General features: G+C 56.0%; 13 protein-coding genes and 4 tRNA genes. 11 read left to right on the top strand and 6 right to left on the bottom strand.

Annotated elements, in window-relative coordinates:
- The first annotated feature begins 192 nt into the window (after positions 1 to 192).
- From ASC74_RS16480 to ASC74_RS16460, 5 genes are all read left to right on the top strand, one after another.
- Positions 193 to 717, top strand: coding sequence for a DUF2059 domain-containing protein (locus tag ASC74_RS16480; protein WP_056742489.1), 525 nt, complete (start codon positions 193 to 195; stop codon positions 715 to 717).
- A gap of 12 nt (positions 718 to 729) precedes the next feature.
- Positions 730 to 1,029, top strand: coding sequence for a BolA family protein (locus ASC74_RS16475; protein ID WP_008151216.1), 300 nt, complete (start codon positions 730 to 732; stop codon positions 1,027 to 1,029).
- Between the two features lie 103 nt (positions 1,030 to 1,132).
- The gene (gene trhO, locus ASC74_RS16470) at positions 1,133 to 2,074 is read left to right on the top strand and encodes an oxygen-dependent tRNA uridine(34) hydroxylase TrhO (protein WP_056742487.1); all 942 of its coding nucleotides are present in this window, start codon (positions 1,133 to 1,135) and stop codon (positions 2,072 to 2,074) included.
- 39 nt (positions 2,075 to 2,113) lie between these two features.
- Complete coding sequence (locus ASC74_RS16465; RefSeq protein WP_177338865.1) at positions 2,114 to 2,716, top strand: DsbA family protein; 603 nt, start codon at positions 2,114 to 2,116, stop codon at positions 2,714 to 2,716.
- On the top strand, positions 2,709 to 4,526 hold the full coding sequence (locus ASC74_RS16460; RefSeq protein WP_056742485.1) for an ABC transporter ATP-binding protein: 1,818 nt from the start codon (positions 2,709 to 2,711) through the stop codon (positions 4,524 to 4,526). The genes ASC74_RS16465 and ASC74_RS16460 overlap by 8 nt, the downstream gene beginning before the upstream one ends.
- Positions 4,527 to 4,592: 66 nt before the next feature.
- On the opposite strand, the gene ASC74_RS16455 is transcribed toward ASC74_RS16460, so the two are convergent.
- The gene (locus ASC74_RS16455) at positions 4,593 to 9,290 is read right to left on the bottom strand and encodes a deaminase domain-containing protein (protein WP_082555833.1); all 4,698 of its coding nucleotides are present in this window, start codon (positions 9,288 to 9,290) and stop codon (positions 4,593 to 4,595) included.
- 224 nt (positions 9,291 to 9,514) lie between these two features.
- Here ASC74_RS16455 and ASC74_RS16450 point away from each other — a divergent pair, with 224 nt between their 5' ends.
- Both ASC74_RS16450 and ASC74_RS16445 read left to right on the top strand, forming a co-directional pair.
- Entirely contained in the window at positions 9,515 to 11,974 is a 2,460-nt protein-coding gene (locus tag ASC74_RS16450) for an EAL domain-containing protein (RefSeq protein WP_056742481.1), read from the top strand.
- A gap of 78 nt (positions 11,975 to 12,052) precedes the next feature.
- Positions 12,053 to 12,814, top strand: a complete 762-nt coding sequence (locus ASC74_RS16445; RefSeq protein ID WP_442965787.1) for a TenA family transcriptional regulator — start codon at positions 12,053 to 12,055, stop codon at positions 12,812 to 12,814.
- 85 nt (positions 12,815 to 12,899) lie between these two features.
- On the opposite strand, the gene sugE is transcribed toward ASC74_RS16445, so the two are convergent.
- From sugE to rdgC, 3 genes are all read right to left on the bottom strand, one after another.
- Entirely contained in the window at positions 12,900 to 13,214 is a 315-nt protein-coding gene (sugE, locus tag ASC74_RS16440) for a quaternary ammonium compound efflux SMR transporter SugE (RefSeq protein ID WP_008151200.1), read from the bottom strand.
- Positions 13,215 to 13,333: 119 nt separating this feature from the next.
- The gene (locus ASC74_RS16435) at positions 13,334 to 14,299 is read right to left on the bottom strand and encodes a bile acid:sodium symporter family protein (protein WP_056742477.1); all 966 of its coding nucleotides are present in this window, start codon (positions 14,297 to 14,299) and stop codon (positions 13,334 to 13,336) included.
- Positions 14,300 to 14,444: 145 nt separating this feature from the next.
- Positions 14,445 to 15,365 (bottom strand): recombination-associated protein RdgC, encoded by a 921-nt coding sequence (gene rdgC / locus ASC74_RS16430; protein ID WP_046056543.1) that lies wholly within the window; start codon positions 15,363 to 15,365, stop codon positions 14,445 to 14,447.
- Positions 15,366 to 15,525: 160 nt separating this feature from the next.
- On the opposite strand from rdgC, the gene ASC74_RS16425 reads away from it, so the two are divergent.
- From ASC74_RS16425 to ASC74_RS16410, 4 genes are all read left to right on the top strand, one after another.
- Positions 15,526 to 15,601, top strand: a tRNA-Val gene (locus ASC74_RS16425).
- A gap of 19 nt (positions 15,602 to 15,620) precedes the next feature.
- Positions 15,621 to 15,697 (top strand) — tRNA-Asp (locus ASC74_RS16420).
- A gap of 200 nt (positions 15,698 to 15,897) precedes the next feature.
- Positions 15,898 to 15,973, top strand: a tRNA-Val gene (locus tag ASC74_RS16415).
- 19 nt (positions 15,974 to 15,992) lie between these two features.
- Positions 15,993 to 16,069 (top strand) — tRNA-Asp (locus ASC74_RS16410).
- 141 nt (positions 16,070 to 16,210) lie between these two features.
- Here the strand turns inward: ASC74_RS16410 and ASC74_RS16405 are convergent.
- Both ASC74_RS16405 and ASC74_RS16400 read right to left on the bottom strand, forming a co-directional pair.
- Positions 16,211 to 17,344: a catalase family protein gene (locus ASC74_RS16405; RefSeq protein ID WP_056742475.1), complete on the bottom strand. Its 1,134-nt coding sequence runs from the start codon at positions 17,342 to 17,344 to the stop codon at positions 16,211 to 16,213.
- Positions 17,341 to 19,149 carry a c-type cytochrome gene (locus tag ASC74_RS16400; RefSeq protein WP_056742474.1) on the bottom strand — a complete coding sequence of 603 codons (1,809 nt, stop codon included), beginning with the start codon at positions 19,147 to 19,149 and terminating at the stop codon, positions 17,341 to 17,343. Before ASC74_RS16400 ends, ASC74_RS16405 begins: the two co-directional genes overlap by 4 nt.
- Between the last annotated feature and the right edge of the window lie 139 nt (positions 19,150 to 19,288).

Raw genomic sequence — 19,288 nt, 5'->3', positions numbered from 1 at the left:
ATGCACACTCCTGTAGGTCTGATAGCGCAGTTTAGGCCGTGATCGCCGGCCGTGGTTCCATCAGTCTGTTTTTTGACCATTCAACCCCTCTAAATCAGGCCAGACAAGGCTTGGGGTTGAGTGACACACTTTTTTAGGTGCAGAATGGTCGCCCTTGGGGTAATGACCTCGCCTGCTAGAAAAGGAAACTCGATGACTCGTCTTCGTGCCATCTGTACCGCGGTTGCACTGGTTTGCGCCAGCGGCCCTGTTTTTGCCGATACCGCCAGCCACAACGCCAGTGCCGAAGCTTTCCTGACTCTGGCGCACGCTGACAAATTGGGCACTCCGGTGTACATGCAAGTGCAGCAAATGTTCGCTCAGCGCTTTGAACAGACCAAAGCCCCTGAATCGAAAAAAGCCTTGCTGGAAACCTACCAGGCCAAGGCTAACGCAGCTCTGGATGCAGCCATTGGCTGGAACAAGCTGAAGCCGGACATGGTCAAGCTCTACACCACCAACTTCAGCGAATCCGAGCTGAAGGACCTGGTCGCGTTCTACCAGTCGCCGCTGGGCAAGAAAGTCCTGGAAAAAATGCCGCAGCTGACTCAGCAATCGGCCCAGATGACTCAAGCCAAGCTGGAAAGCGCCGTGCCTGTGGTCAACAAACTGCTGGCTGACATGACGGCCGAGCTGGAGCCTAAAGGCGCCGCTGCTCCAGCCAAGAAAAAGCCTTAAGCGGAGTTCGGTATGACCATGCAACAACGCATCGAATCGACGCTGGGCCTGTTGCAGCCGCAGCATCTGCAAGTGCTGGATGAAAGCCACATGCACAGCCGTGGGTTGCAGACCCACTTCAAGGCCGTGGTGGTGAGCCAGCAGTTCGAAGGGCTCAACCGCGTCAAGCGTCACCAGAAAGTCTACGGCACGCTCGGCGAGCTGATGGGCGAGTTCCATGCGTTGGCGCTGCATACCTACACGCCAGAGGAATGGGCACAGATCGACGCGGCTCCGGCCTCGCCGACCTGTGCTGGCGGCAGCAAGCATTAAGCATCGGTTTTTTGCTAGAATCCGCAACGCGCCGCTCACCCGGCGCGTTTTTTTTTCGCATCCGGTTTACCCCTTACGAGGGTAGCCACCTGGAGAATCACCCATGACACAACAGATTGTCGTGGCGGCACTGTATAAGTTCGTCACCCTGGAAGATTACGTCGCCCTGCGCGAGCCACTGCTGCAAGCGATGGTCGACAACGGCATCAAAGGCACGCTGCTGATCGCCGAAGAAGGCATCAACGGCACCGTGTCCGGCAGCCGCGAAGGCATTGACGGGCTGATGGCCTGGCTGAAGAACGACCCGCGCATGGACGACATCGACCACAAAGAGTCGTACTGCGACGACCAGCCGTTCTATCGCACCAAAGTCAAACTCAAGAAAGAAATCGTCACCCTCGGCGTCGAAGGCGTGGACCCGAACAAAAAGGTCGGCACCTACGTCGATCCAGAGAACTGGAACGCGTTGATCAGCGATCCGGAAGTGCTGTTGATCGACACCCGCAACGACTACGAAGTCTCGATCGGCACCTTCGAAGGCGCCATCGACCCGAAAACCACCAGTTTTCGTGAATTCCCCGATTACATCAAAACCAATTTCGACCCGGCCGTGCACAAGAAAGTCGCGATGTTCTGCACCGGCGGCATTCGTTGTGAAAAGGCGTCGAGCTATATGCTCAGCCAGGGCTTCGACGAGGTCTATCACCTCAAGGGCGGCATTCTGAAGTACCTCGAAGAGGTGCCGCAGGAAGAAACCAAATGGCAGGGCGACTGCTTCGTGTTCGATAACCGTGTGACCGTGCGCCACGACCTCAGCGAAGGCGACTACGATCAATGTCATGCCTGTCGTACACCGATCAGCGCCTCCGACCGCGCATCCGAGCACTACGTGGCCGGCATCAGTTGCCCGCATTGCTGGGATAAACTGAGCGAGAAGACCCGTCGCAGTGCCATCGACCGACAAAAGCAGATCGAACTGGCCAAGGCTCGCAACCTGCCTCATCCGATCGGCTACAACTACAAGCAAACTCCTTCCGAGGCTTGAACCATGTCTGTGCAACGCCTGCTCTATGTGATGGACCCGATGTGTTCCTGGTGCTGGGGCTTCGCGCCGGTGGCCAACGCGCTGGTCGAGCAGGCGCAAGCAGCGGGGGTGGACGTGCACCTGGTGGTGGGCGGTTTGCGTACCGGCAGCGGCTCCGCGCTGGAGCCGACCACCCGGCGCTACATCCTTGAGCATTGGCAGGCGGTCACCGAGGCGACTGGCCAACCGTTCAAGCTGGAAGGCGCATTGCCCGACGGGTTTGTCTACGACACCGAACCTGCCTGTCGGGCGCTGGTGACTGCACGCAGTCTGGCGCCGGATTGCGCGTGGAAACTGCTCGGGCTGATTCAGCACGCGTTTTATGCCGAAGGGCGCGACGTCACCCACGCCAGCGTTCTGGTGGAGCTGGCGGAGCAGGCCGGTCTGCCGCGCATCGAATTCGCCGCCGCGTTCGACCGTGCCGATCAGCACGCCGCGACGGCGGCCGATTTTACCTGGGTCCAGGACCTGGGCATTGCCGGTTTCCCTACCTTACTGGCTGAGCGTGATGGTCAATTGGCGCTGTTGACCAATGGCTATCAGCCGCTCAGCGTATTGTCTCCGTTGCTCGGCCGTTGGCTGGAGCGCGCTGCCTGTGCATGATCTGCCCGACGACGCCCCAACCGCTACACGTGTCGACCGTCTGAGCTGGGCAGAAATCCGTCGCCTGGCGCTGCATCACAAAAAATCCCTGTGGATCGCCAACGGCGTGGCGGTATTGGCGACCCTGTGTAGCGTGCCAATTCCCTTGCTCCTGCCGTTGCTGGTGGACGAAGTGCTACTGGGCCACGGTGACGCCGCGCTGAAGATCATGAACCACGCGTTGCCCGACGACTGGCAAAAAGCGACGGGCTACATCGGCCTGATGCTGCTGGTGACCTTGTTGCTACGCTGTGGTGCCTTGTTCTTCAACGTGGTTCAGGCAAAGTTGTTTGCGGCACTGGCCAAAGACATCGTGTATCGCATTCGCACACGGCTGATCGAACGGCTCAAGCGTATTTCCCTGGGCGAATACGAAAGCCTGGGCAGCGGCACGGTCACCACGCATCTGGTCACCGACCTGGACACCGTGGACAAATTCGTCGGCGAAACCCTCAGTCGTTTCCTTGTGGCCATGCTGACCCTGGTCGGCACCGCCTCCATCCTGATGTGGATGCACTGGAAGCTGGCGTTGCTGATCCTGCTGTTCAACCCACTGGTGATCTACGCCACGGTACTGCTGGGTAAACGGGTCAAGCACCTGAAGAAACTCGAGAACGACAGCACTTCGCGCTTTACCCAGGCGCTGACCGAAACCCTCGACTCCATTCAGGAAGTGCGTGCCGGCAACCGTCAGGGATTTTTCCTTGGACGCCTGGGTCAGCGCGCCCGGGAAGTGCGCGATTACGCGGTGAACTCTCAGTGGAAAACCGATGCCTCGAACCGTGCAAGCGGCTTGTTGTTCCAGTTCGGCATCGATATTTTCCGTGCGGCGGCGATGCTCACCGTGCTGTTTTCCGACCTGTCCATTGGCCAGATGCTCGCGGTGTTCAGCTACCTGTGGTTCATGATCGGTCCGGTGGAACAGCTGCTGAATCTGCAGTACGCCTATTACGCGGCCGGCGGCGCGCTGTCGCGGATCAACGAGTTGCTGGCCCGGGCCGATGAGCCTGAATACCCGGGCGGTGTCGACCCGTTCAACGGTCGCGAAACCGTGGGCATCGAAGTCCAGGGATTGAGTTTCGGTTACGGCGATGAGCTGGTGTTGAACCAGATGAACCTGTCGATTGCCCCCGGCGAAAAGGTCGCGATTGTCGGCGCCAGCGGTGGCGGCAAAAGTACCCTGGTGCAGTTGCTGCTGGGTTTGTACACGCCGCTCGCCGGGACGATTCGCTTCGGCGGCTCGACCCAGCAAGAGATCGGCCTGGAAATCGTGCGGGAAAATGTCGCCGTGGTCCTGCAACATCCGGCGCTGTTCAACGACACCGTGCGCGCCAACCTGACGATGGGTCGTGAGCGCAGTGACGAGGCCTGCTGGCAAGCGCTGGAAATCGCGCAATTGCACGCCACGATTCGAGAGTTGCCCAATGGCCTGGACAGCATCGTCGGACGTTCCGGTGTGCGCTTGTCCGGCGGCCAGCGTCAACGCCTGGCGATTGCGCGGATGGTGCTGGCCGACCCTAAAGTGGTGATCCTCGATGAGGCCACTTCAGCGCTGGATGCCGCCACCGAATACAACCTGCACCAGGCACTGGCGCGGTTTCTGAGCCACCGCACCACGCTGATCATTGCGCATCGGTTGTCCGCGGTGAAGCAGGCCGATCGGGTGCTGGTGTTCGATGGCGGGCAAATTGCCGAGGATGGCGACCATCAGCAGTTGATTGCTGATGGGGGGTTGTATGCCAAGCTTTATGGGCATTTGCAGCAACATTGAGCGGGTTGAACTTAGTATGGATTGCTCGAAGAGCTGCCAATGCTGCAGGATTTGTTGCTGTGGTTGTCAGGATTGTGCTTGGCGTCCATTAGGGCGCTTGCCCCATATCACGTTGATCACATCGACCCTATGTTCATAACCGAACCCTTTCAGAATGATTGAGCATGAGTCGCACGGCGGCAGGGTAGTGACAACGTTGATCGATTTTATGTCACCAGTGTTTGGGTATTTATCACTGATGTAACCGATCAATTTACTTTCGCTGTCTACGGAAGTTGCCCACTGGATTACGTCGGGTCGGGCCGGATGGGTAATTGGGTGAGGGATCGATAGCAACGACTCGCTACTCGATAGTGTTAAGGAGTCAGGGGTTGTCGACGGCCTCAAGTGGTCGACGTTGAAATAGACCGAGTCACCGTACTTAACTTGACTTCCGTTGCGCTTGAACAGGGGGAGGTGTCTGGTATTGTTCCCCGCTCCAGAAACACTGACGTAAACTTCACTCTTTCCTGTAGCGGTTTTGACTTCGGCAAAAGCGATATTACGCAGCTTTTGCTGATAATTGGATGGGATGAGCTTTTGTAGATCCTCCATCGCATAGTCAATCTTCGTGCTGTTGGGTGCCGCACTTGTACCCCTTAAAAAAAGGGTGTCGAATCTATTCGCAACGTCTTGCTGTAATTCGATGGATGTCATAGTACTTTTGGCCCATAAACTCGCGCCATCTGAAAGTGTGGCGGCCATCGCCCTTGTTGGGCCATCAAACAATAGTGATGTTGCCGGATAGGCTGTCACGTGCACCCACTTCAATTCATCAATAGGATTCGCCGGTGCTCCAATGTTTACCGCGAATTCATCGAGCTTATCCAGCGCCAGATGAACCTTATCTTTTCCATGAATGCGCACCATGTTGTTAGCATTCAAGGATCCTATGTATATGCGCCGTAGCTCTTTTTCGACCGTATCGTCCAAAAGTTGTTGTTCGGACACCTTGTTCATTTGCAACGGCCCTTGGACGCTCTCGCTGGCTGAAAGTTTGGCCATGTAGTAATCATCCAAATGCAACTTGGCGAATACATACCGATGGCTTTTGTCCTTGGAATAAACGACGAGCGCGCCGACTTCATGCACATCATCGATTTTTTCGGCGCTGCCGGTCACTTTCAAGCCTCCATAGATTCCCTGCTGAAATTCGAGGCGGGCGTTGATGATTTTCTTGGGTATAGGCTTTTTTTTTGTAAGGCCGATCCATTTAGGCATGCCCTTGTAAGCAATGAGTTTCCCGTCTTTGAACTCGTAAATTTTCCCTTCAAACGCCAGTAGTTGACGGGGTTGGGTTGATGTCGGTTGAGAGGGGGTGAATCTGCCGTCCCCGAACCATGGAGCCCAACTATCCTCAACATCCATAAAAGTGCCTGCGGTGGGGCGCTCAGCAGGACCGTCGGTGGAGACGTACGTGGTTTTGCAGATTTCTCCGGGGGCCCTGCGAGAACGACAAGGAGCAGTTTTGAGACTCTTGCTTGCATCGAGGCTGTCGACACGCCACAAAGCATTTTCATGATTTCGGTATGGCACGTTGTCGATGAACACGGTTGTTCTACCATCAACCTCTAATGTCTTTCTCACATGAGCTGTTTCGGCAATTACATACAGCTCCTCGTTATCCGCAATGCCTATTTTCTGATATGTCGAAGGGCCCATTGATATGTCATGCGCGGGCAAACTCGGTCCGAAAGGTTTGCCTGAAACGGGATCGACTGCATGGAAGGCTGGCGATACAGCGGAACCGGTATTGCGTACAGGCACATCTTCCAAGCCTTTGACTGACGCTAGTCGATCACCGGTCGACAAAGGCCTCCAGCGGCCCGCATCGCCGATTTGTGGCAGACTCTGAGCAAATTCGTAGTGGCCGGCCTTGCCCGCCATAGCTTTGATTTTGAAAATGCCGGATCTACCCAGCTTTACCCCTCGGGATCCCAGTGTCTTGAGCAGCGAGCCGACTCCGTCAACCGGATTCAATGCTTGCAGGGTCAAAATCGACACCTCTTTAGTCAGTGACGCAAATGCGGTGAGTCTGGCGAGTATCGTCAGCCGTCTTGTATTGCCCAGTAGTTTTAGCGAGCCGGAGGCCAGTTTGCCGATGGGCAGGCCAAATGAAGCCAGATCCATTGACAGGCCGAATGCACCGTTCACCTTACGTTCTAAATCATCGGAGGTTATGTCTTCGATATTCGTCCAGAACGGTACGAGAGTCTTGGCGAAATTCTCGAAGCGTTTCTGAGAGGCCTCGATGCGGTCAAACTCTGTCTGACCATAAGCAGCGTGGTGAAGCGCTTCCGGATCAACGTACAGCAGTTCGGTAGCGATGAAGTGACTGATTTCCTGGCTGCGTTTTGAGTTTATCGTCAGGGCTAGTCCGTCGGCGTTCTCCATAGTGCTGCCGGGGGGCATGAACGTGTGGCCCAATTGTTCGATGATGGCCTCGCAATGCGCTGCACTCAGCGGTTTACTGCCTGTTGAGTGAGCTTTCCAGTCAAAGTTTAATGTCTCATGGCGCAAGACTTCGACGTGGTAGGGGGTCATGCCTATGTGCCAGGTTTCGGACTTGAGTAGACCGCCCAATAGCTCCGCTTCTAGATTGCCGATGCGGCGTATGACTCCGGCTCTTGGCAGCAGTTCAAATGTGCGGGTAACACCTTGGTATGTAGTCAGCAACAGCAGGCCATTACGGGCGCGGAGCGGTAATATTTTTTCAGGCGTTTCGTGCTGGGCCTCTACTTTATACGTTTCCTTTCTCAGGGTGTATATCTTGAGCATTCCCAATTCCAGCGCCTGCCGGTCAGAGAATGTAAGTGATGACAACAAGCTTTTTATCACTGTTTTATAGGAGTTGGTCTGCGAAGTTATGTGGTTTTTGAAGTATTGTTCAAATAGTTCTTTGGCATTGCAGATTGTATTGTTGTGTTTTTTGCTGGATGAAGTGTCTCCGGTGCGTAGTTTTCTATCTTTATCTAACCAAATATAAAAACGGATGGTGTTGCTGTTTTTTTTGATAACTGCCCATGTTTTTTTGTCGTCAAAGTTGTTGTCCGCAACGACGTCAATGGTCGAGAGTCTTTTTGCCCGATTAAGGTATCGAGCGGGCGCCGCCAGTTCATGGTCACTCCAGAAGGAATCGATTACAGAATCTTTGTCAGAAACTTTAGGGAAATCATGATCGATGACGGATTTTGCAATGGACAGGCGTTTGGGCGTCTCTTCATTGAGTTTGCTGAGCGCGTCGCTCAAAGCATTGGTGTATGTGTCCAGTTCTGATATCGCTAAGTCAATTTCGGTCTGTGTATATTCTTCATGTCGTTTTTGAGGAATTAAACCCTGGGTTGCCGCCCACTCCACTGTCGGCAGTAGCCTCGCTAGAGCTACAGCGAGCAGTTGCTCTTTTTTCGCGTCCTCGCTTATTTTCAAAGGCATATCGACCAGCTGTTGGAAGGTTTTTCTGTACAGCGCCTTGGAGTCGGTGAGGCTTATGAGATTTACGCCGCTCACAAAGTTGACCCAAACAACGGAGCTTCTATAAGGCAACTCTTTCGGAATGTCGCTGATGCGGAATTCGGTGGGGAACTCATGGAGGAACAACCTTGCCATGACGGTGGCTTCTTTTTTTGAGATGGCCCGTCTTGATGTGAATAAATGGTCTTTAAATTCCCTCCATATATCTCTGTAGCTTTTTCCCCAGTTTAAGTTGGAATTTAGGTCGTAGCCGGCGATCCTGTCAGGGTATTCAATCGTTTGCGATTTGAACCAGATTCGCAGCGCTTGGGCTACCAGTTTGGTGCTTATATGAGGCGAGGTTTCTTCACCCATTTTTCCGCCATACCAATCCATCGTTGTCAGCAAAACGGTTCCTAATTTTTCAGCTTCCGGACTTTGCAGGATCTTTTTAAGAAAAATTGTTGGTTGGACATCAACCTTTTCAGGCATGGCTGACGCAAGAATGTCGTTGGCTAAATGGGTCAGCGGGGATGTAACCCCGTCAGGTAGAAACGATTGGATGACTCTTTTGATTTCGCCTGTAATGAACTGCCCTTGCAATTCATCACGCGATTCGGTTGTCAGAAAGCCTTGAAAAGAAACCTGTCGATCTTCTTTCTTAAGAGTTGGTTTGAGGTCCAGTATGTTGAAGTCGTCTTCGAGCCCCAATTGAAATGTTGCGATCTTTTCTTCAAGTGTATCGATGGCAGCCTGATGTTCAGCGGTGTTGGCCGGGTCCCAAGGGTGTAACCCGTAAAACGTGGCAATCAGGGGTGCCGAGATCAGGCGGTCATAGCGAATTTGTCCGCCCAGCAAGGTGGCAGCCTTTTCGATCCGGGTTCGAAGTGCTTGCCAGTTTTCGTTTCCTGTCAGGGGCAGTTCGATCTTGTTTGCACCTTCGCGATTTGAAGTCTCATAAACACAGGCCCCGTCTTTCAAGGTGACGATCAGATAGTGCGGGGAGACATTGTTTTTTTTGCACAGTGCACGGTAGTCGGGATCCACAAGCAACTGCTGTAACGCTTCCTGGCCAGTTTCGTTTTCATGATTCAAGGGTGAAAAAGATCGTGGCCTGAGTAGCGTTTGGGAAAAACCAGATAGTGAACCCACCTCATCACGTAAAACTGATCGCAACAGTTCATAGTCCTGGAGTTGACCCTGATGGGCCTCAGCTGTGGTCGGGGATGAAGTGCCTGGGGCGTTTGAAGCGCCATTTGAAGGGGTTGTTTGCATGATGCGGCTTCTCTTGTCTTGTTTCGGTTGGTTCCCTGCGGTTCAGCAGGGGGATCGGTACCGATTACAAGGGCCTGGAAGAGAGTCCGTGCGGTATATATCTATCGCGAGGGGACCGCAGGGTGTTTTTTGTTGATCACTTGCCGGGACTTGGAACGCACCCTAGTCTAGCTGTAGCGATCACGTCGGGATGCTGATCTGGCAGTGCTAAAACAAGGGACTTCATGAATCAAGCGCGGACTCTCGGAACACCACGGTTGTTGGGCATTGTCTGGCCATTTATTGCCGTCGTGTTATTTCAAGCCTTGCTGGGCGGTGTCAGCCTATATGTTCTGTCGGCGGTTCGCGGCTACGTTGCCGGTGAAAGCCTGTGGTCCAAAGGCCAAAAAGACGCCATCTATTACCTCAATCTCTACGCCGACAGTCACGACGAGACGATATTCAACAAATACCAGAACGCTATTGCCGTGCCTCAGGGTGGCCACGAATTGCGTGTGGCGCTGGATCATCAGCCGCCGAATATCGACGCGGCACGGGTGGCGATCCTCAAGGGAGGTAACCACCCGGATGACGTCTCCAGTGTGATCTGGCTGTACCTCAATTTTCGGCACTTCACTTACCACAAGAAAGCCATCGACCTCTGGATGGTGGGCGATGCGTATATGGTGCAACTCGATGCCATTGCGCGGGAGATGCATCAGCGCATCACCACCCGTCAGGCCACCGATGCCGATATCAAGCGCTGGAAGGATCAGATATTCGTCATCAACGAAAGTGTGACACCGGCAGCGAAGGCCTTCAGCGATGCCTTGGGCGAAGGCTCGCGGATGATCCTGCGGGTGTTGCTGGTGACCAACCTCGCCACCGCCCTGGGCTTGATTGCATTAGCGCTGATGCGAACTCACAAACTGCTCAAACACCGCAATGCGTTCGCCGAGGCCCTGCAGTTGGAGAAGGATCGGGCGCAGATCACCCTGCAATCGATTGGCGATGGCGTGATCACCACGAATGTCGACGGTGCAATCGCCTACATGAACCCGGCCGCCGAGGCGTTGACTCACTGGAAGGCCGAGCAGGCGACGGGTTTGCCGCTGGCGGCGCTGTTCAATCTGCTGGACGAGAACGCTCAGGCCGATGGCTTCACGTTGATCGAGCACATTTTGAGCGGACAACTGAGCGGTGGCAGCGAACACTCCAAACTGATCCAGCGCCTGGATGGCAGCACGGTTTCGGTCACCCTGGTCGGTGCGCCGATCCGCAACGCCGGCAAGGTCAGCGGTACCGTGCTGGTATTGCACGACATGACCCAGGAGCGGCAATACATTGCCAATCTGTCCTGGCAGGCAACCCATGACGCCTTGACCGGGCTCGCCAACCGTCGCGAGTTCGAATATCGCCTGGAACAGGCGCTGCACATCCTGGCACGGCAGTCGGGGCGCCATGCCCTGATGTTCCTCGATCTGGATCAATTCAAACTGGTCAACGATACCTGCGGCCACGCGGCGGGTGACGAGTTGCTGCGGCATATCTGCGCTCTGTTGCAATCCGGTTTGCGCGAAGGCGATACCCTGGCCCGCCTGGGTGGCGACGAGTTTGGCATCCTGCTGGAGAACTGCGCCCCGGAAGCCGCAGAAAAAATCGCCGAGGGCCTGCGTCAGACCGTGCAGAACCTGCACTTCGTCTGGAAAGGCCGACCGTTCGTGACCACTGTGAGTATCGGGCTGGTTCACGTTACTCAGAATCCGACCACCCTCGAAGCCTCGCTGCGCGCTGCTGACATGGCCTGCTACATGGCCAAGGAAAAGGGTCGCAATCGGGTTCAGGTCTATCACGCCGACGATTCGGAACTGTCCCTGCGCTTCGGCGAGATGGCTTGGGTGCAGCGCTTGCACATGGCGCTGGAAGAAGACCGCTTCTGTCTGTACGCACAGGAAATCGCGCCCCTTGGTCATATCGAGAAGGGCGGTGGACATATCGAAATTCTGTTGCGCCTGCATGACGAAGCCGGACGCATGATTTTGCCCGACAGTTTTATTCCGGCGGCTGAGCGTTATGGTCTGATGACGTCCCTTGACCGCTGGGTAGTGCAGAACGTTTTCAAGATCATTGCCCAATGCATTGCCGAACAGCGCAAAGGACCATTGGCCATGTGTGCGATTAATCTGTCAGGCACAACTATCGGAGATGAGGCGTTTCTGCACTTCCTGCGTGAACAGTTTGTTACTTACTCCATACCGCCTGAAATGATTTGTTTTGAAATCACTGAAACCAGTGCTATTTCCAATCTCGGAAGTGCAATCAGATTTATTAATGAACTCAAAGGTTTAGGTTGCCACTTTTCACTGGATGACTTTTGCGCCGGAATGTCCTCATTCGCCTACTTGAAACATTTACCTGTAGACTTCTTGAAGATCGACGGGAGTTTCGTAAAGGATATGCTGGACGACCCGATTAACCGCGCGATGGTCGAAGTGATCAATCACATCGGTCATGTTATGGGTAAGCGTACGATTGCCGAGTTTGTTGAAACACCCCAGATCGAGCAGGCATTGCTGGAGATCGGGGTGGATTACGCTCAAGGGTATGTTATTGAACGCCCGCATTTGTTTACCTGCGACAGTTTACAAAGTCGTCCAGCCAGGCCACAGCCTTTGTTATTCAAGGCGCCTGGCACGTTCCGTTGAAATCTCTTGCTGATCCTTATAATCACAATCAAAAGGAGCTCGACAGTGATCGACACATTCAACCGAACCGGACCACTCATGGAAGCTGCAAGTTATCCCGCCTGGGCTCAACGCCTGATCCAGGATTGCAGCGAGAGCAAACGCCGGGTTGTCGAACACGAACTGTATAAGCGTCTGCGTGATAACAAACTCAGTGCAAAGACCATGCGTCAGTACCTGATTGGTGGCTGGCCGGTAGTCGAACAGTTCGCGTTATATATGGCACAGAACCTGGCCAAGACTCGCTTTGCCCGCCATCCAGGTGAAGACATGGCGCGTCGCTGGCTGATGCGTAACATACGCGTCGAATTGAACCATGCCGATTACTGGGTGCACTGGAGCCGTGCTCACGGTATCAGCTTGGAAGATCTGCAAGCGCAACAAGTTGCTCCGGAACTTCACGCCCTGAGCCACTGGTGCTGGCACACCAGTTCGTCGGATTCGCTGATCGTTGCCATTGCCGCCACCAACTACGCCATTGAAGGTGCGACCGGGGAGTGGTCGGCGCTGGTCTGTTCCAGTGGCGTCTACGCGGCGTCGTTCCCGGAGGAAGATCGCAAGCGGGCCATGAAGTGGTTGAAGATGCATGCCCAGTACGACGATGCCCATCCGTGGGAAGCGCTGGAAATCATCTGCACGCTGGCGGGCATGAACCCAAGCAAATCCCTGCAAGTGGAATTGCGTCAGGCCGTCTGCAAGAGCTACGACTACATGTTCCTGTTTCTGGAGCGCTGCATGCAGCTTGAGCATGCGGAAAAGGCCCCGGTCGCGCGTGAGCGCAGGGAGCTGGCCGAAAGTTGATCCGTTAATCCACACCATTGAAAAAGCCCGCTCCCCTGTCTGTATCGAAAGGGGGGGCGGGCTTTTTCGTAATGGCAGCAAACAGTCAGGCGCTGATCTTCAGTCCGACCAGCCCGGAAATGATCAGCGCCACACTGGCGAGCCTGAACAGCGCCATGGATTCACCGAACAGAATGATCCCGGCGATCACCGTCCCGACTGCACCGACACCCGTCCAGATCGCGTAGGCCGTGCCCAGCGGCAATTCCTTCATGGCAAGGCCCAGCAAGCCAAGGCTGATGGCCATGGCTGCAACGGTCAATGCGGTGGGGAGAGGGCGGCTGAAGCCATCGGTGTATTTCAGGCCGACGGCCCAGCCAACTTCGAACAGGCCGGCGAAAAACAGAATGATCCAGGACATGAGAGACCTCCATCGATTGACGGGGTCGTCCCCAGATTAATGACTCGATCGAGCCGCGAGGTCGTCCTCGCGTTTTGCAATAGAGTGCCCATCATTAACCTGGGGATCAAGTTTTCGGATCAGTCGATAGCCTGCTGCGCCGCAGTTTCCCGATCTTCTTTCTCGCTCATCCGGCGGAAATAGGTCGAGAGCAGCGCCCCGGAGATGTTGTGCCAGACGCTGAACAACGCACTCGGCACCGCCGCCAGCGGCGAGAAGTGCGCACTGGCCAGCGCTGCACCCAACCCGGAGTTCTGCATGCCCACTTCCAGCGCCAGAGATTTACGCTGGGCCAGTGGCAACTTGAACAGTCTCCCGGTGAAGTAACCCAGCAGATAGCCGAAGCTGTTGTGCAGCATCACCACGGCCATGATCAGCAGGCCGGATTCGGCAATCTTCGCCTGACTGGCGGCCACTACGGCTGTGACAATAATGACGATGCTGACCACCGAGATCAGCGGTAGAACCTCCACCGCGTGGCGAACCCGATCACCCAGCAGACGCTGGGCAACCACGCCAAGCACGATCGGCAACAGCACCACTTGCAGGATCGACCAGAACAGCTCCATGAACGACACCGGCAACCAGGCTGAGGCCAGCAGCCAGATCAGCGCAGGGGTCAGCAGCGGGGCGAGGAGGGTGGTGACAGCGGCGATGGCCACCGACAGCGCCAGATCGCCGCGGGCCAGCCAGGTCATCACGTTGGACGAGGTGCCGCTTGGGCAGCAGCCGACCAGGATGACGCCGACAGCGATCTCCGGCGGCAAGTGAAAAGCCTGGCAAAGCAACCACGCCACACCGGGCATGATCACGAAATGCGCAACCACGCCCAAGGCCACGCGCCATGGATGGCGAGCGACTTCGGCGAAGTCTTCAAGTTTGAGGGTCAGGCCCATGCCGAACATCACCAGCCCCAGCAGCGGCACGATCGCGCCTTTCAGACCGATGAACCAGGTCGGTTGCAGGAACGCCACGACGGCGAAAATCAGTACCCAGTAAGCGAAGGTGTTGCCGACAAAACGACTCAATGCAGCCAGTGCACGCATGGCCTGATCCTTATTCTTGAGTAACACCACAGATCGAATGTGGGAGCGGGCTTGCTCGCGAAAGCGGAGTGTCAGTCAACATCATCGTTGAATGTCAGTCCCTATTCGCGAGCAAGCCCGCTCCCACATTAGCAATCACCAGACTTTAGATTCCTTGCGGAGTCTCTTCGCCGCCCAACGCTTCAACCAGTGCCGGCAGGAAGTCGCCGAAGGTCAGCATCATCAGGGTGAAGCTGGCGTCCAGTTGGCCGAGGGCTTCTTCGCCACCGTCCTGTTCCGCCTGGTCTTGCAGCAGGTCTTCGAACTTCAGGCGCTTGACCACCATCTTGTCGTCAAGAACGAAAGACAGCTTGTCTTGCCAGGCCAGCGATAGCTGAGTGACCACTTTGCCGGTGCTCAGGTGCAGCTGGATTTCTTCGCTGGTCAGGTCCTGGCGCTTGCAACGCACGATACCGCCGTCTTCGTGGGTATCACGCAGCTCGCACTCGTCCAGCACGAAGAAATCGTCCGCGGCTTTCTGGGTGGTGACCCATTCAGTCATGGTCGCGGTAGGGGACATCTTCACGGTCAGCGGACGTACCGGCAGCGTGCCGATGACTTCACGCAGGGTGGACAACAGGTCTTCGGCGCGTTTCGGGCTGGCCGAGTTCACCAGGATCAGGCCCTGTTTCGGCGCGATGGCAGCGAAAGTCGACGAGCGACGAATAAAGGCGCGTGGCAGGAAGGCCTGGATGATTTCATCCTTGATCTGGTCGCGTTCCTTTTTGTAGACCTTGCGCATTTGCTCCGCTTCGATCTCTTCGACCTTTTCCTTCACCGCGTCACGCACGACGCTGCCCGGCAGAATGCGTTCTTCTTTACGGGCGGCGATCAGCAGGAAGTCGCCACTGATGTGCGCCAGCGGAGCATCTTCGCCCTTGCCGAATGGCGCGACGAAACCGTAGGTGGTCAACTCCTGGCTTGCACATGGACGCGCCAGTTTGGTGGCCAGTGCAGTTTCCAACGCCTCGGCATCAAAAGGCAGATCTTGGGTCAGGCGATAGATAAGCAGGTTTTTGAACCACATGGGGCGAGTCTCTCCTTTATACAAAAGGGGGCATTATTCTCTTCGCAGCGCCATAGGCCAACCCTTCTCTAAGCCTTTGGAAGGCCTGAAAAAATTAATTTAAAAAGTGCTTGCCAGAGATGTGGTCGCTCCGTAGAATGCGCGCCACACCGAAAGTGAAGGGTGATTAGCTCAGCTGGGAGAGCGTCTGCCTTACAAGCAGAATGTCGGCGGTTCGATCCCGTCATCACCCACCATTCGCTTCCAGTGTTACGCGCAGCGGTAGTTCAGTCGGTTAGAATACCGGCCTGTCACGCCGGGGGTCGCGGGTTCGAGTCCCGTCCGCTGCGCCATATTCGGTTATCTGGAACGCTGAACGCCAGGTCACCACGGAAAAGCCCGCTTAACGCGGGTTTTTTTCTGTCCAAAGTTTGTACGTTGTTCCTGCAGGTCGCGTCGTTTTATGGGTTTTCAGATTTTTTTGAAAAATTACTCAATTAAATCAACACGTTATGAAAATCTGTGGCACAATGCGCCCCGCAACGAAGGTAAAGGGTGATTAGCTCAGCTGGGAGAGCGTCTGCCTTACAAGCAGAATGTCGGCGGTTCGATCCCGTCATCACCCACCACTTACTTTCAACGCTACGCGCAGCGGTAGTTCAGTCGGTTAGAATACCGGCCTGTCACGCCGGGGGTCGCGGGTTCGAGTCCCGTCCGCTGCGCCATATTCGGTAACCTGGAACGCTGAACGCCAGGTCACCACAGAAAGCCCGCTTAATGCGGGCTTTTTGCTGTCTGGGGTTTGGCTTCTGCCGAGGCCCCACCGAGAAAGCGACCTTCGGGTCGCTTTTTTTCGTTCTGCCTTCTTATTGTTCGGCGTTGCGGCTGTGCCGGTAATCGCTCACCGCTTCATACACGGCTTTGCGCAACCGATTGATGCCGCCAATGGGGCGATGAGCCTCAAGGCCAAACCACGGGTTGAACGACTGGTTATCGCATTGCACGTTCAGCGCAGGTGTATCGAAGTCCTGGGCGGGTACGTTGATCCGCGCGACGGTCTCGAACAGGGCATCGTTTTGCTGCCACTCAATGCTCGTGTCTTCGATCGGCATGTACTTGGTCGGGTCCTGGCGTTGTATCTGCAGGACGAAACAGGCCGGCATCCGGTCGGTCGACAGTTGCTGGTTCAGCGCATTGCGCAGGAAGTTCGGCAACTTCTGGTTTTGCGCAGGCAGGGTGTAAGTCGGGCAGCTTGCCGGATCGGGCATGACACGGAACTTGGCATTGGCTTCGCCGAATTTGTAGGGCGAAACCGAAAAGTAAGTCGTCTGGGTCGGGCTTTGCGGGGCGGGTGACAGTGTCGCCAGCGCGATAAACAGATGGCGAACCTGCCAGGTCCGTGGGTCCCAACCCGGAAAGAACGCCATCAGCTTCTTGCCGTCAGCCTGTGCGGCCACATTCTGACGGTACTCGGCGACATCGCTGACGAAGAAATTCGGATGGTTGAACATCACGAAGTCCTGTTCACCACGACTCTGTTGGTCATGCAGCAGTTGTTTCCCGGGCACATCGAGCAACTTGATGGCCATGCCCCGTGCATCGCGGATGCTGTCGAACTGCGGGTAGGCATTGCCGTTGGACAGCCGCATCGTCGCTTGCCAGGTTTTGCCGGGTTCGCTGAACACACCCTGACGCAGTTCGCCCGCCAGGTCCGGCAGCACCTGAACCTCGGCCTTCACGCAGCCATGGGCCTTGGCATGGGCGTCGCGCAGGTAGCGGGTGCTTTCACGGTGCTGATCGACGATGCGCACGGCCGTCTGGATGATGTCTTGGGTCATCGCTGATTCGCCATCTGGAATCAGTTCTTCAGCCGAAACCGGGCCGCTGTGGTGCCAGGCGAACCACGCCGTGGCCAGCGCCCAGCCGAGCAATCCAAGACCCAGCGACCACAACAGGGTTTTGCCGAGAAAGGCGCCAAAACGCATCCAGAGTCTGCTCATGGCAATTGTGCCTCTAACGGACCGCCCAACACTTTCAGATACTCCAGCAGCGCCCAGCGCTCTTCTGGTTGCAGCAGGCGACCGATGACGCCGTTGCCACGCTTGCCTGCCCGAAATTCGTGACCGCTGTTGTGATTGCCGGTGATGCGTGTGTCGAACATGAAGCCATTGGTGAAGGCCTCGGTGCGATAACCCAGGTGCCTGGGGTCGTACTCGAAAGTGCCTTTGTAGAAGGTGGTTACGCGTTCATCCTGGGGCGAGAGCAACTGATAAATGCTCGGCACCGAACCGTTATGCAGAAACGGTGCGGTGGCCCAGACTCCCGCCAATGGCCGCGCCTTGTAGGCGCGCAATTCGCGCACGCCAATCGGCAGGCCGAAGCCATCCATGCCCGGTCGTTCTGCCGTAGGAATGTTTGCTTCACGAAAGGCCCGGTTTCCGACGAAAACGGTGACGTAGGCCAACCCTTTAGCCGATGAGAGCTTGCTCAAATCCAGCGGTTCGGTGGGCGTCGGCTGCAATTGCACATCCAGTTGCGCCAGCTCTGCCGGATCCCATTGCAAGGCTGTGAGGTCGAAGCGATGGTCGGCAATGTTATTTGCCGCGCCGGGGTCTGTGCCGATGAACTCCACGGGCAGCATTTTCAAATGTTGCGTCCAGCGCTCGTCGCTCTGGACCAGTCGAGGTACATGGCAGCCGGCGCAGTTCTCAGTGAATAATTCGCGACCTTTTGCAGCCTGGGTTTTGTCGATGGCCCCCAGCAATTCTTCTGGCCAGGCCGGTGGTTTGAGCCGTTGCAGGGTTTGTTCGATCAGGTGCAGATCGCGCAAGCGGACACTGGACGGATAACGGGCGTCGCCTTTAAGCGGTTGGCCGTTAACGTCGAAGAAATTCAGCGTGGCACCCACGCCCAAGGCCTCACCGATGTTGCGGGCCATCGGTTGCTGCGCCGAACCGTTCCACTGCACCCAGTCGAAGGTCCACATGTCCCACAGTTGCGGATAGTCGACCGGAGCGTTGGCTACACGGTAGTTGGCGGGGGAAATCGCATCGCCGAAACTGGCGTTGGCAATGCGCCCGAAAGCGTCGGTGCGGCCGGGGCCTTCTTCGGTGGGATAGAGCCCGCGATGGGTGTCGTTCCAGGCCACCTTCAAGAAGGTGTCGAGAGAGACTTTGAAATCTTTGCGCAGTTGTTGATGCCGGGCATCGTAGTCCTGGCCCAATACGTTGCGTGCGAAACGTTCGAATTTCCACGGGTTGTAGTAAGTCGACGTCAGACTCGCTACCAGCGCTTGTCCGAAACTGCCGCCGCGCAACGTAGGAACGCTGGATGGCAGAACGTGCTGAGCCGAACCGCCATCGATGCGCACGGCCTGGCCGTTAAAGCGCAGTTCGCCGGTGTGGCAGGCGGCGCAGGTAATGTCCAGAAACTCGTCCTGGCTTCCAGGGTTCTGATGACGGGCAAAGCCCACTGGCAGATTGCCGGGGTTGTTCGGCGTGGGTCTCTGGCTGGGGTCGATCAGAAAACCGAAGCGGGCGAGGTATTCGGGGGCGGCGAATCGCTGTTGCGAGAACGGTAATTCGAGGGCCTTGAACCAGTCATAGCGCAAGCCTTTGACCTGAGTGCCCTGGGGCGTGAAGTAGTAAGTCTCGCGGTCACTGGCGCTCCATTGCTCCAGGTAATGCACCTGCTGCATGGGTGACCAGGCCGGCAGTTTAGGGTTGGCAACGTAATACAGCACCACGGCGAGGCCCAGCCCCAGCAGGACTGCGAACAGAACCAGCAAGCGAAAGAAGAGGCGCAAGATAAACGTCCTTGTCGATTTGTAGCTCCCTTATGCCTCAGCAATCGGAGGTGCGGCAAGTGGCCATTACGCCAGATGCTGGGGGTTCTGCCATCGGTCTCTGTGAGCGCAAGATGACAGAAGCTTCATCAGCCCATTC

The sequence above is a fragment of the Pseudomonas sp. Root329 genome (assembly GCF_001424925.1).
Classification (GTDB): Bacteria; Pseudomonadota; Gammaproteobacteria; order Pseudomonadales; family Pseudomonadaceae; genus Aquipseudomonas; species Aquipseudomonas arabinosi.
This window is presented reverse-complemented; position numbering and strand designations above follow the sequence as displayed.

Excerpts from the sequence above, each read along its gene's own strand:
- ASC74_RS16455 (WP_082555833.1), bottom strand. The coding sequence starts at position 9,290 with ATGCAAACAACCCCTTCAAATGGCGCTTCAAACGCCCCAGGCACTTCA.
- ASC74_RS16445 (WP_442965787.1), top strand. The coding sequence starts at position 12,053 with ATGGAAGCTGCAAGTTATCCCGCCTGGGCTCAACGCCTGATCCAGGAT.
- ASC74_RS16405 (WP_056742475.1), bottom strand. The coding sequence starts at position 17,344 with ATGAGCAGACTCTGGATGCGTTTTGGCGCCTTTCTCGGCAAAACCCTG.
- rdgC (WP_046056543.1), bottom strand. The coding sequence starts at position 15,365 with ATGTGGTTCAAAAACCTGCTTATCTATCGCCTGACCCAAGATCTGCCT.
- ASC74_RS16435 (WP_056742477.1), bottom strand. The coding sequence starts at position 14,299 with ATGCGTGCACTGGCTGCATTGAGTCGTTTTGTCGGCAACACCTTCGCT.
- sugE (WP_008151200.1), bottom strand. The coding sequence starts at position 13,214 with ATGTCCTGGATCATTCTGTTTTTCGCCGGCCTGTTCGAAGTTGGCTGG.
- ASC74_RS16475 (WP_008151216.1), top strand. The coding sequence starts at position 730 with ATGACCATGCAACAACGCATCGAATCGACGCTGGGCCTGTTGCAGCCG.
- ASC74_RS16465 (WP_177338865.1), top strand. The coding sequence starts at position 2,114 with ATGTGTTCCTGGTGCTGGGGCTTCGCGCCGGTGGCCAACGCGCTGGTC.
- ASC74_RS16450 (WP_056742481.1), top strand. The coding sequence starts at position 9,515 with ATGAATCAAGCGCGGACTCTCGGAACACCACGGTTGTTGGGCATTGTC.
- ASC74_RS16480 (WP_056742489.1), top strand. The coding sequence starts at position 193 with ATGACTCGTCTTCGTGCCATCTGTACCGCGGTTGCACTGGTTTGCGCC.
- trhO (WP_056742487.1), top strand. The coding sequence starts at position 1,133 with ATGACACAACAGATTGTCGTGGCGGCACTGTATAAGTTCGTCACCCTG.